The organism is Candidatus Omnitrophota bacterium (genome assembly GCA_030688425.1).
Classification (GTDB): domain Bacteria; phylum Omnitrophota; class Gorgyraeia; order Zapsychrales; family JANLHA01; genus JAUYIB01.
The window spans coordinates 86,119-98,609 of the sequence record JAUYIB010000018.1; the positions used below are offsets into that span (position 1 = coordinate 86,119).

General features: G+C 57.4%; 11 protein-coding genes and 2 tRNA genes. All 13 read left to right on the top strand.

What is annotated here, in order from left to right; translation table 11 throughout:
- Positions 1 to 93: 93 nt before the first annotated feature.
- The 13 genes from Q8Q08_07250 (at position 94) to rpsG (ending at position 12,488) form a co-directional block, all read left to right on the top strand.
- Positions 94 to 166 (top strand) — tRNA-Thr (locus Q8Q08_07250).
- Between the two features lie 121 nt (positions 167 to 287).
- Complete coding sequence (rpmG, locus tag Q8Q08_07255) at positions 288 to 440, top strand: 50S ribosomal protein L33 (GenBank protein ID MDP2653813.1); 153 nt, start codon at positions 288 to 290, stop codon at positions 438 to 440.
- A 71-nt stretch (positions 441 to 511) separates the two neighbouring features.
- Positions 512 to 585: transfer RNA gene (locus tag Q8Q08_07260), tRNA-Trp, on the top strand.
- A 20-nt stretch (positions 586 to 605) separates the two neighbouring features.
- Positions 606 to 863, top strand: a complete 258-nt coding sequence (gene secE, locus Q8Q08_07265; GenBank protein ID MDP2653814.1) for a preprotein translocase subunit SecE — start codon at positions 606 to 608, stop codon at positions 861 to 863.
- A gap of 1 nt (position 864) precedes the next feature.
- Entirely contained in the window at positions 865 to 1,401 is a 537-nt protein-coding gene (nusG, locus tag Q8Q08_07270) for a transcription termination/antitermination protein NusG (GenBank protein ID MDP2653815.1), read from the top strand.
- A 167-nt stretch (positions 1,402 to 1,568) separates the two neighbouring features.
- Positions 1,569 to 1,994 (top strand): 50S ribosomal protein L11, encoded by a 426-nt coding sequence (gene rplK / locus Q8Q08_07275; GenBank protein MDP2653816.1) that lies wholly within the window; start codon positions 1,569 to 1,571, stop codon positions 1,992 to 1,994.
- Positions 1,995 to 2,033: 39 nt separating this feature from the next.
- Positions 2,034 to 2,714, top strand: coding sequence for a 50S ribosomal protein L1 (rplA, locus tag Q8Q08_07280; GenBank protein MDP2653817.1), 681 nt, complete (start codon positions 2,034 to 2,036; stop codon positions 2,712 to 2,714).
- Between the two features lie 15 nt (positions 2,715 to 2,729).
- Positions 2,730 to 3,269, top strand: a complete 540-nt coding sequence (gene rplJ, locus Q8Q08_07285; GenBank protein MDP2653818.1) for a 50S ribosomal protein L10 — start codon at positions 2,730 to 2,732, stop codon at positions 3,267 to 3,269.
- Complete coding sequence (gene rplL / locus Q8Q08_07290) at positions 3,262 to 3,696, top strand: 50S ribosomal protein L7/L12 (protein MDP2653819.1); 435 nt, start codon at positions 3,262 to 3,264, stop codon at positions 3,694 to 3,696. Before rplJ ends, rplL begins: the two co-directional genes overlap by 8 nt.
- Before the next feature lie 217 nt (positions 3,697 to 3,913).
- Positions 3,914 to 7,405, top strand: coding sequence for a DNA-directed RNA polymerase subunit beta (gene rpoB / locus Q8Q08_07295; GenBank protein MDP2653820.1), 3,492 nt, complete (start codon positions 3,914 to 3,916; stop codon positions 7,403 to 7,405).
- 58 nt (positions 7,406 to 7,463) lie between these two features.
- The gene (rpoC, locus tag Q8Q08_07300; GenBank protein ID MDP2653821.1) at positions 7,464 to 11,594 is read left to right on the top strand and encodes a DNA-directed RNA polymerase subunit beta'; all 4,131 of its coding nucleotides are present in this window, start codon (positions 7,464 to 7,466) and stop codon (positions 11,592 to 11,594) included.
- Positions 11,536 to 11,907 carry a 30S ribosomal protein S12 gene (rpsL, locus tag Q8Q08_07305; GenBank protein MDP2653822.1) on the top strand — a complete coding sequence of 124 codons (372 nt, stop codon included), beginning with the start codon at positions 11,536 to 11,538 and terminating at the stop codon, positions 11,905 to 11,907. Before rpoC ends, rpsL begins: the two co-directional genes overlap by 59 nt.
- Positions 11,908 to 12,017: 110 nt before the next feature.
- Positions 12,018 to 12,488, top strand: coding sequence for a 30S ribosomal protein S7 (gene rpsG, locus Q8Q08_07310; GenBank protein ID MDP2653823.1), 471 nt, complete (start codon positions 12,018 to 12,020; stop codon positions 12,486 to 12,488).
- Positions 12,489 to 12,491: the final 3 nt, after the last annotated feature.

Sequence of the window (12,491 nt, forward strand, 5' to 3'; positions counted from 1 at the left end):
GCTTTATCTTACGCCAGCTCCAGGACTTCGGACAATGTCAAAGTTGTGGCGTCGACGGAGAAATCCCAAAACAATCAACGCTGAAGTGCTTCTGCCCCTGTAGCTCAGCCGGTAGAGCACGTCCTTGGTAAGGACGAGGCCACCGGTTCAATCCCGGTCGGGGGCTTTTATGATTCGTGCGCTTCGCGCGCGGTTTGCTCGTGCCCTCCGACGGTGCTTGGGCCTCGGGTCAAACCGAAAGGGCCGCAGATGCCAGGCGGCGGTTGGCCAGCAGAACGGAACGCCCCATGAGAGAAAATATTCAATTGCAATGCACGGACTGCGGTCGTGTCAACTACTCGTCGACCAAGGACAAGAAACAGCATCCGGACCGCCTGGAATTCAAGAAGTACTGCCCGTTTTCGCGCAAGCACACGATGCACCGGGAAGTGAAGAAATAAAGTTGCGTCCGGCGATTCATCGTTCCCGGGTCGGAGGGTTCCCGTCCTAACATTCGAGCAAAAGCCGATATAGGCCTGTAGCTCCAATTGGTAGAGCGACGGTCTCCAAAACCGTGCGTTGCAGGTTCGACTCCTGCCAGGCCTGCAAAGTTAGAGGATCAGTCAATGTCATTTGGGTCGTGGGGTCAGATCTTTGGAATGGTCGCGATAGCCGCCGGTGTGGTTGTCGTGTTCCGCTTTCGCCAGCAGATCCAGAAATTCATTTCAGAGGTCGCGGCAGAGCTTAAAAAGGTTTCGTGGACGAACAAAAAGGAGCTGTTCGAATCGGCCTGGGTGGTGCTGGTGAGTTCGGCCCTCCTGGGGGTATTTATCGCGTTAACGGATTTGATCCTTTCCAGGTTTATCGGAGTAATCATCAGATAATATGACAACTGTTCGCAAGTGGTACGTTATCCACACCCAGACGGGTGCGGAAGAAAAGGCCAAGGCGGGGCTGGAAAGCCGGATGGCCTCCAGCGATCTCAAGAATTACGTCGATGAGATCGTTGTCCCCACGGAGCAGGTTTCGGAAATCCGCGGCGGCAAAAAACGCATCACCTCTCGCAAATTTTTCCCGGGATACATCCTGGTCAAGATGGACATGACCAAGGAGAGCTGGTATCTGGTCAAGACCACGCCCGGCATCACCGGTTTCATCGGTCCCGGCCGCAGGCCAACGCCCATTTCGGAGGACGAAGTCAACTCGATCATCCGGAGGACCGAAGACACGGAGACCAAGCCGAGCCCGAAGATCATCTTCGAGATCGGAGAGGCGGTGAGGATCTCCGAAGGGCCGTTCGCGAATTTTAACGGGTCCGTGATGGAGGTTTATCCGGACCGCGGCAAGCTCAAGGTGAGCGTTTCCATTTTCGGCCGTTCAACCCTGGTCGAGATGGAATACTGGCAGGTAGAAAAAATCTAATAAGCTCCAAACTTGCGGAGCCCGAAGGGCGAACGGAAGTTTGATGAGCAAATGAGCCCCGGCGGTGAGTCCTGCGGAGCGCTGAGGACTGCTGGGGTTAACGAGACCTGCGGGTTGCCCAGCACAGTGATGCGGGCAGTCGGGGCTCAAGAGGGAGTATAGAAGTCATGGCAAAAGAAGTCATCGCAAAATTGAAGCTCTACGTCCCAGCCGGCCAGGCCAACCCGGCCCCGCCCGTCGGTCCTGCGCTCGGCCAGCACGGCGTGAATATCATGGGCTTCTGCAAGGCCTTCAATGAACAGACCAAAGGCCGGGAAGGGCTGATTCTCCCGGCGGTCATTACGGTTTACAAGGACAAGACCTTCGATTTTATTGTCAAGACGCCGCCCAGTTCCGTTCTGATCAAGAAAGCGGCCAACCTGGCCAAGGCCTCGGGCCAGGCCGGCAAGGAAAAGATCGGTTCCCTCACCCGCCAGAAGATCGAAGAGATCGCCAAGATCAAGATGGAAGACTTGAACACGGCGGACATGCAGAAAGCGGTTAAAACCATCGAAGGAACGGCCCGGAGCATGGGGATCGAGGTCGTCGGATAAACTTTTTTAAACCGCAGTCTCAGCAAACGGTTGGAAACTATGGCGCGCGTGACCAAAAGAAAAAAAGAGTTCACAAAAATTTTACCTGAAATCAAGGCCCTTTCCCTCGAAGACGCCGTCGCGAAGGTTTCTCAGTTCCCCAAGACCAAGTTCGACGAAAGCGTGGAGATGCATTTCCATTTGGGCATCGACACCAAGGATTCCGAGCAGACGGTCCGCGGGACGGTGGTGCTTCCTCACGGGACCGGCAAAAAGGTCCGCGTGGCGGTTTTCTGCAAGGGGGACTACGTCCAGAAGGCCGAGCGGGCCGGAGCCGATCATGTGGGTGCGGAAGACCTCATCGAAAAGGTGTCCAAGGGTTTCATGGATTTTGACTGCATCGTCGCTACGCCGGACATGATGAGGGATTTGAGCAAGCTGGGGAAGATCCTCGGCCCGAGAGGTCTCATGCCCAGCCCCAAAGCCGGCACCGTCACCCAGGACGTCGAGAAGGTCATCAAGGAAGTGAAGGCGGGCCGCGTGGAATTCAAGGCCGACAAACAGGCCGGGGTTCACGTCGGGATCGGCAAGAGGTCCTTCGGCAAAGAGCAGATTTTGGAAAACGCCCGTCACCTGCTGGAAGCCATCAATCATGTCAAACCGGCCGGTCTCAAAGGCAATCTGATCAAAAGCCTCTCTCTGTCCACAACGATGGGGCCCGGGATCAGGATCGCCTTATAACGGGGGAAAGACGCTATGGAAAAAATTGGTAAATTGTTCAGAAAAAGCATCGCGAACCAGATCAAGGACGGCGTTCAGAAGAACAAGGCCTCCTTCGTCGTGAGCTTCTCCGGGATTTCGGCCCCGCAGATGAACAGCATCCGCAAAGATTTCAAGAAGATCGGCGCCCAGGTCTCCGTGACCCGGAACCGCATCGCGGCTTTGACCCTGAAGGAATTGCACCAGGAACAGATGGCCGAAGGGATCGCCCGTCAGACCGCCTTTGTCTGGAGCAACGCGGACTCGGTGGAGGTCTCCAAGGCCCTGATGAAATTACTCAAGGCCTACGAGAACGTCAAGCTCCACGGAGGCCTTGTCGACGGAGCCCAGCTCGGCTTTGATGAAGTCAAACGCTTGTCCGACCTCCCGTCCAGGGAGGTCCTGCTGTCCACATTGCTGCAAGTCATGCTTTCTCCGGTCACTCAGCTCGCATCTGACATGAATGCCAAGACGCGTGACTTGTTATCTATCTTGAAACAGTTAAGCGAAAAAAAGGGGGGTAATGGAAATGTCTGAAAATGCTACGATCGAAAAGAAAGAAAGCGTTAAGCTTTCTCCGAAACTTGAAGAACTTGCCAAGGCCATCGAGGGCCTGACGGTCCTCGAAGTCGCCGACCTCGTGAAGGGGCTCGAGGACAGACTGGGGATCCAGGCGGCGTCTCCGATGCCTGCCGGGATGATGATGGCCATGCCCGCCGCCGGCGGCGCGGCCGCTCCGGCTGCCGAGCAGAAAACAACGTTTGACGTCGTGCTGAAAGAGGCCGGCGCCAACAAGATCGGCGTTATCAAGGAAGTTCGTGCGGCGACCAACCTCGGCCTCAAAGAAGCCAAGGATCTCGTTGAAGGCGCTCCCAAGACGGTCAAAGAGGGTGTCTCCAAGGAAGAGGCGGAAGAGCTCAAGAAGAAACTTGAAGCCGCCGGTGCCAAAGTTGAACTTAAATAAGTTTGACAGCACGGGCTTTTTGCGGGATATCAGGAAGACATCGCAGATTTCTTCCCGTTTCCAGTCCCTCATCCATCACCGTAATTAGGACCCTGCCAGCGCCAGAGCTGTGGGCTCTTGATGAAGAGCCGTCGGCCCTGGCGGCTGTTATTATCGCAGGGACGGGGCGTCGGATAAATCGAGATTAATCTCACAGACGAGGCGATCCAGAACCCTTATGAAAAGACTGACCATCAAGAATTTCGGTAAGATCAGAGACAATTTTGAACTGCCGCAGCTCCTTGACATCCAGACCAAGTCGTATGAAGATTTCCTCCAGAGAGACAGCGCCCCGGACAAAAGAAAAGACCAGGGGCTGGAGGAGGTTTTCCGCGAGGTCTTCCCCCTTGAGAGCTACGACGGGCAGATCAAGCTCGAGTACGTCAGTTATTATCTGGGGAAGGAAAAATATTCCAGCCCCGAGTGCCAGCGCCGGAGCATGACATATGCCGCTCCGCTCAAGGTCAAGCTGCGCCTGATCACGCCAGTCGACATTAAGGAACAGGAAGTCTATTTCGGCGATTTCCCTTTGATGACGGACACCGGGACGTTCATCATCAACGGCGACGAGCGCGTCGTGGTTTCCCAGATCCAGCGTCCGCCGGGCGTTTCCTTTGAGGAAGAACTGCACCCGACCGGTAAGAGCATCTATCACGGCCGGCTCATCCCGTCCCGCGGTGCCTGGTTTGAGATCAAGTACGATCTCAATGACATCATGTTCGCCTATATCGACCGCCGCAGGAATTTCCCTGCATCGCAGATCCTGCGCATTATGGGGTTGTCCTCACCGGAAGAAATGCAGAAGATGCTGGGCGATCATTTTCCGAAACTTAAGAACACCCTCGAGAAAGACCACACCACCAATAAAGAAGAAGCCCTTCTCGATTTTTACCGCAAGATGCGCCCGACCGAGCCGGCAACGGTGGAAGTCGCTGAATCCTTGTTTTTCAAACTGTTTTTCGACCCGAAACGTTACGACCTGAGCAAGGTCGGCCGGCATATTATCAACCGCAAGCTCACGCTCCAGGTCCCCCTGGACAACCGTGTCCTGGACATCCAGACGGTCGTCGCGGTCATGCAATATCTCGTGGGGCTGCGTGAAGGCCGCGGAGAGACCGATGACATCGACCACTTGGGCAACCGCCGCATCAAGGGCGTCGGCGAGCTCATCCAGAACCAGGTCCGCATCGGGCTGGCCCGTCTCGAGCGTTCCATCAAGGAGCGGCTCGTTGTCATGAGTTCCTTTGATAACCTGACGGCCCATCACCTCATCAATTCCCGCCTTTTTTCAAACCAGATCCAGGATTTCTTCGCCCGCAGCCAGTTGTCGCAGTTTATGGACCAGGTCAATCCGTTGTCCGAGATGACCCACAAGCGCCGCTTGAGCGCCCTCGGCCCGGGCGGTCTGTCCCGCGAGCGCGCCGGTTTTGAGGTCCGCGACGTTCATCCGACGCATTACGGCCGCGTATGCCCCATTGAAACGCCGGAAGGCCCGAACATTGGTTTGATTTCGTCTTTGACGACATGCGCCCGCGTCAATGAATTGGGCTTCATCGAGACCCCGTATTACAAGGTCGACGAAGGCCGCGTGACCCGCAAGGTCGAATACTTGACGGCGGACGTGGACCAGAACAAATATATCGCCCAGGCCAACGCCGTGCTGGACAAGGACGGCAACCTGATGGAAAAGGATATCATCTGCCGCCACAAGACCGATTTCCCCAAAGTCAAGCCTGAGCAGATCGATTACAAGGACGTGTCGCCGAAACAGCTCGTTTCGGTGGCCGCTTCGCTGATTCCGTTCCTGGAACATGACGATGCCAACCGCGCCCTCATGGGATCCAACATGCAGCGTCAGGCCGTTCCCCTCATGCTCACCGAGGTCCCGCTTGTCGGGACCGGGATGGAAGACAAGGTGGCCCGCGATTCCGGCGTTGTCGTGATCGCCAAGCATTCCGGCAAGGTGAACAAGGTCGACGCCCAGGGGATCGTGGTCGGCAATGTGTCCTATCCGCTGAAGAATTTTCTCCGCTCCAACGCCAACACCTGCATCATGCAGACGCCGCTCGTGAAGCTCGGCGACGAGGTGCAGGAAGGACAGGTCATCGCCGACGGCATCGGCACCAAGGACGGTCGTCTCGCCCTCGGCGCCAACGTGCTGGTGGCCTTCATGCCCTGGCGCGGGTATAACTTCGAGGACGCGATCCTGATCAACCAGCGCGTTGTGCGGGAGGACAAGTTCACCTCCATCCATATCGAGAAATTCGAGGTCGAGGCCCGCGAAACGCGGCTCGGCAATGAAGAGATCACCCGCGACATCCCCAATGTCGGCGAGGACGCCCTCAAGGACCTCACCGAGGAAGGGATCATCCGTGTCGGGGCCGAGGTCAAGGCCGGGGACATCCTGGTCGGCAAGGTCACCCCGAAGAGCGAGAAGGAACTGTCTCCCGAGGAGCGCCTGCTGCGCGCCATCTTCGGCGAGAAGGCCGCCGACATCCGCGACACGTCGCTCACGCTCCCCCCGGGGATCGAGGGCGTGATCGTCAACACCGAAATCTTCCAGAGGTCCGAACGCGGCCGCAAGTCCAAGATCGACAAGGCCAAGGAGAACGAGGCCGTTGAGAAAATCAAGGAATATTACCGCCAGGAGATCGAGTTCATCGAGATCGAACGCGAGAAAAGGCTCACCAAGATCCTCGGCGTGGATAAAAAGAAGCTCGCCAAGATCGACTTCAGCGAGTACACCGACGACAACGAGGTGCGCGAGACCGTCGAGTTTTTCAACGACAAGGTCGCGGAACTCGTCGAGGAAGAGGGCCAGGAGATCGAGCGCCTGAAGCGCGGCGATGAGCTCCCGGCAGGTGTGCTCAAGCGGGTCGTGGTTTACGTCGCCACCAAGCGCAAGCTTCAGGAAGGCGACAAGATGGCCGGCCGTCACGGGAACAAGGGTATCGTGTCCCGGATCGTCGCCGAAGAGGACATGCCTTACCTTGCCGACGGCAGGCCGGTGGATGTCGTCCTGAATCCCTTGGGCGTTCCGTCCCGCATGAACGTCGGGCAGCTTCTGGAAACGCATCTGGGCTGGGCCGCGCAGGTCCTCGGATTTTACGTCGAGACGCCGGTCTTTAACGGCGCCACCGAAAGGGAAATCCGCCATTACCTCACGGAGGCCGGACTCCCCGAAGACGGCAAGGCCGTTGTCTATGACGGTTTCACGGGCGAACCCTTTGACCAGAAGGTCACGGTGGGTTTCCTTTACATGCTCAAGCTCAATCACCTGGTGGACGAGAAGATCCATGCCCGTTCCATCGGGCCGTATTCTCTCGTCACCCAGCAGCCCCTGGGCGGAAAGGCGCATTTCGGCGGCCAGCGATTCGGGGAAATGGAAGTCTGGGCCCTCGAGGCTTACGGGGCGGCCTTCACCCTGCAGGAAATGCTGACCGTCAAGAGCGACGACGTCACGGGCCGCAGCCGCATTTACGAAGCGATCGTCAAGGGCGAGCAGAAGCTCACGACGGGCGTGCCGGAATCGTTCAACGTTCTGGTGAAAGAGCTCCAGGGCCTGTGCCTGGACATCCGGCTGGAGAGGGCCGGCGGCGCAGACGCTGCCAAGGAACCGAAAGACAAAGACGCAAAGAAAAACAAAGTGGCCGATTTTTTCAAGGCCTGACGATAGACCTCCTCAAAGATATCTCAATCCCTGACGCGGCGGGGTCAAGGAGAAACCGATGACGGAAAAAACCGAAAAAGAAGTTCTCACGCATGACAGGATCACGATCAAGATCGCCTCACCCGAGATCATCAAATCGTGGTCGAGCGGGGTGGTCAAGAAGGCCGAGACGCTCAATTACCGGACACTGAAGCCGGAAAAGGACGGCCTGTTCTGCGAACGGATTTTCGGCCCGGTCAAGGACTGGGAATGCAGCTGCGGTAAGTACCGCGGGATCAAATTCAAGGGGATCGTCTGCGACCGCTGCGGCGTTCTCGTCACCCGCTCGTCGGTCCGCCGCGAGCGCATGGGACATATCGAACTGGCCTGCCCGGTCACGCACATCTGGTTTTATAAGGCCGTGCCCAGCCGTTTGTCGGCCCTGATCCAGATCACTCTCCGCGACCTGGAGAAACTCATTTATTATGAAGAATACGTGGTCCTGGACCCGGGGGAAACTGCGCTCAAGAAGAAGCAGTTTCTGAGCGAGGACCAGTACCAGGAAGCCGTTGTAAAATACGGCGGCGCGTTCAAGGCCAGGATCGGCGCCGAGGCCGTCAAGGAGCTGTTGAAGGAGATCGATCTCGCCGAACTTTGCAAAAAACTGCGCAAGGACCTGGACAAATCCAATCCGGCGGGCACCAACGCCAAGAAGATCGCCAAGACCCTCAAGATCGTCGATGATTTTAAGGGGTCCGGCAACAGGCCCGAGTGGATGGTCCTGGATGTCCTGCCGGTCATCCCTCCGGACCTGCGTCCGCTCGTTCCTCTCGAGGGCGGCCGTTTCGCCACCTCCGATCTGAACGATCTGTACCGCCGCGTCATCAATCGCAATAACCGTTTGAAGAAGCTGATCGACCTTAAGGCGCCGGAAATCATCATCCGCAATGAAAAGCGCATGCTTCAGGAAGCGGTGGACGCCCTCTTGGACAACGGCCGCCACGGCCGCCCGGTCCTCGGTTCGGGCAACCGTCCGTTGAAGTCGCTGTCCGACATGCTCAAGGGCAAGCAGGGGCGCTTCCGTATGAACCTGCTGGGCAAACGCGTGGATTATTCCGGCCGTTCCGTCATCGTGGTCGGTCCTTCGCTGAAACTCCATGAGTGCGGGCTGCCCAAAAAGATGGCGCTTGAACTCTTTGAACCGTTCATCATCCGTAAACTGCGCGAGAAGGGTTACGTGCACACGATCAAGGGCGCCAAGCGCATGGTGGAGCGCGCCAAGATCGAGGTCTGGGACATCCTGGATGAGGTCATCAAGGACCATCCGATCATGCTCAATCGCGCGCCGACCCTGCACCGCCTGAGCATCCAGGCATTTCAGCCGGTCCTCGTCGAGGGCAAGGCCATCAAGCTCCATCCGCTGGTCTGCACCGCCTTTAACGCCGACTTCGACGGAGACCAGATGGCCGTTCATATTCCGCTGTCCCTGGAGGCCCAGATCGAGTGCCGCCTGGAGCTGTTGTCGATCAACAACCTGTTTTCGCCGGCGGATGGACGTCCCATCATGTCCCCGACACAGGACATGGTTTTGGGCCTTTATTATTTGACCAAGGACAAACCCCAGCAGAAAGACGACGGCCGCATTTACGCCGACGAGCAGGAAGTCATCATCGCCTACAACGACAAGCAGGTCGAGCTCCATACCGGCATCAAGCTGCGGATCAGCCGCCCGGTCTGGGGCGACGAAAAGACCTCGTTCATTATTTCCCAGGGGAAGTCTCTCCTGGAAGATGATGGCAAGGCGAAGGATGTCAAGGATTCGAAAAAACCGCGGCTTATCGAAACCACCGTCGGACGCGTGATCTTCAATCAGCTTTTATCCAAGGAATACGGGTATGTCAACGATACCCTGGACAAAAAGAAGATCGGCGCCGTCATTGCGGACTGCCACAAAAGGTTCGGCCAGCATACCACCGTGGACCTTCTGGACAAAATGAAGGAATGCGGCTTTTTCTCGGCGACAGCCGCGGGGATCTCCATCAGCATCGCGGATCTGACCAGCCCCGAGGAAAAAGAGCGGCATATCAAAGAGGCCAAGCAGGATGTCGCCAAGGTCGAGGACCAGTACCGCAAAGGGATCATCACGGGCCGCGAGCGTTATAACAAGATCATCGACCTCTGGACGCATACGACGGAAAAGGTCTCGGACCTGGTCTTTTCCAAGATGGACCCCTTCAACCCGGTCTTCATCATGGCGGATTCCGGGGCGAGAGGTTCCCGCCTGCAGATCCGCCAGCTCTCCGGCATGCGCGGCCTCATGGCCAAGCCGTCCGGCGAGATCATCGAGAACCCGATCACGGCCAGCTTCCGCGAGGGGTTGACCGTTTTGGAATATTTCATCTCCACGCACGGCGCCCGCAAGGGTCTGGCCGACACCGCCTTGAAAACAGCCGACGCCGGTTACCTCACGCGCCGTCTCGTGGACGTGGCCCAGGAGATCGTCGTTAACGAGCCGGACTGCGGGACCCTCAACGGGATCACCGTCGCCGCGATCATCGAAGGCGACGAGCTCGTTGTCAGCCTCAAGGAGCGCATCATCGGCCGCGTGGCCCTGGACAATATCGTGGACGTCATCACCGACCAGGTTGTCGTGGATGCCGGCCAGGAAATCACGGAAGAGAAGGCCGCCGTCATCGAGCAGCTCGGCATTGAAAAGGTCCGCATCCGCAGCGTTTTGACCTGCGAAACGGACCGCGGGGTCTGCCGGAAATGTTACGGCCGGAACCTGGCCACCCAGCGCTTGGTCGAGATCGGCGAAGCGGTCGGGATTATCGCCGCTCAAAGTATCGGCGAGCCCGGCACGCAGCTGACCATGAGAACCTTCCACATCGGCGGGACCGCCAGCCGTGCCGTCGAGCAATCGTATTACCGTTCCAAGAACAAAGGGATCCTCAAATATCACCAGTTGCGCGTCGTCGAGAGAAACAAGGAATACATCGTCCTCAACCGCAACGGCGCGGTGAGCGTCAACAATGAGTTCGGCCGCGAGTTCGAGCGTTATCAGCTGCCGCAGGGCGCGACGATCAAGTTCCCGGACGGAGATTCGATCGAAAAAGAGGTCATCTTCGCGACCTGGGACCCTTATACCATCCCGATCATCACGGAAGTCAAGGGGATGGTCAACTCGGAAGATTTGCTTCAGGACGTGACCGTCCAGGAAGAGCAGAACCCGATTACGGGGATCACCGAGAGGGTCGTCGTCGAGCACAAGCTGGAATTCCATCCGCAGATCATTATCACGGACGAGCGCAAGGAGGTCGTGGGGATCTATTCCATCCCAGTCGGCGCCCACATCCTCGTTCACGACAAGCAGCCCGTGAATGGCGGCGATCTGATCGCCAAAATTCCGAGAGGCATCGGAAAGACGAGGGACATCACCGGCGGTTTGCCGCGCGTGGCCGAGCTTTTCGAGGCCCGCCGCCCGAAGGACCCGGCCGTGATCAGCGAGATCGACGGCTTTGTGGAATTCGGCGAGGACCGCCGTGGGCTCCGCACGATCGTCGTCAAGAGCCCCACGGGGATGGCCAAGGAATACACGATCCCCCACGGCAAGCACCCGAACGTTTACAAAGGCGACCGCGTTTTTGCCGGCCAGCAGTTGACCGACGGGCCGGTCGTCCCGCAGGACATCCTGCGCGTCTGCGGGGACAAGGTCCTCCAGGAGTATCTTTTGAACGAGGTCCAGGAAGTTTACCGCCTGCAGGGCGTGCGGATCAATGATAAGCACATTGAGCTCATCATCTCGCAGATGCTCAAGAAAGTGAAGATCGAAGATTCCGGGGACACGCCGTTTCTGATCGGCGAACAGGTCGACCGCGTCGCGTTCAAAAAAGCGAACGAACTGGTCATGAAGAAAAAGGGAAAGCCTGCGCAGGCCACGCCCCAGCTGCTGGGCATCACGAAGGTGTCCCTCACGACGGAGAGTTTCATCTCCGCTGCGAGCTTCCAAGAGACAACAAGAGTCTTGACAGAGGCATCTTCATCTGGTAAGATTGACCACTTACGTGGGTTAAAAGAAAATGTCATTGTGGGCCATTTGATCCCGGCGGGGACGGGCCTGAGTTGCTACGACGAAGTGGGTATGGTGAAATATGCCGACGATACAACAGCTCATCAGAACGAGCCGAAGCCACAAAATCAAGAAGAGTAAAGCGCCTGCGCTGGACAGCTGCCCGCAGAAAAGAGGGGTCTGTCTTCAGGTGCGGACGATGACGCCGAAAAAACCGAATTCGGCGCTCCGGAAAATCGCGCGCGTCCGTTTGTCGAACCGCGTGGAAGTCACGTCTTACATCCCTGGTGAAGGGCACAACCTCCAGGAGCACTCGATCGTCTTGGTCCGTGGAGGGCGTGTCAAAGATTTGCCAGGTGTCCGCTACCACATTGTCCGTGGCACCCTGGACACCTCCGGCGTGGATAAACGCAAGAAATCCCGCTCAAAATACGGAGCAAAAAGAGGAAAGTAATCTTTCCCTCGCAGGGGAGGATACCCGAAGCAGGGAATTCTTCCAAGGGAAATTTTTTGGTATCGCTATAAAAAAATATTAGAAATAAGACGCTATCCTGGCAGGAGAATATGCGAAGACGAAAAGCTGAAAAACGCGAGACCCCACCGGATCCCAAGTACGGGAGCCAGTTGCTTGCCCGTTTTATCAATGTCCTGATGACCAAGGGCAAAAAGACGACGGCCGAGAAAATCGTTTACGACGCCCTGGACATCCTCAAGCAAAAGTCCCAGGAGGACCAGGTGATCAAGGCGTTCAACCGGGCCATCGACAACATCCGCCCGCGGCTGGAGCTGAAGCCGCGCCGCGTCGGCGGGGCCACGTACCAGATCCCGATCGAGGTGAACGTGAACCGCGGGAATTCCCTGGCCATGCGCTGGATCCGTGATTTCGCCCGCAAGAAGAAGGGCAAACCCATGACCGTTAAGCTCGCCGACGAGCTTGTGGCCGCTTACAAGGCCGAAGGCGCGGCGATCAAGAAGCGCGACGAAACTCACAAAATGGCCGAGGCCAACAAGGCCTTTGCCCACTTACGGTGGTAAATT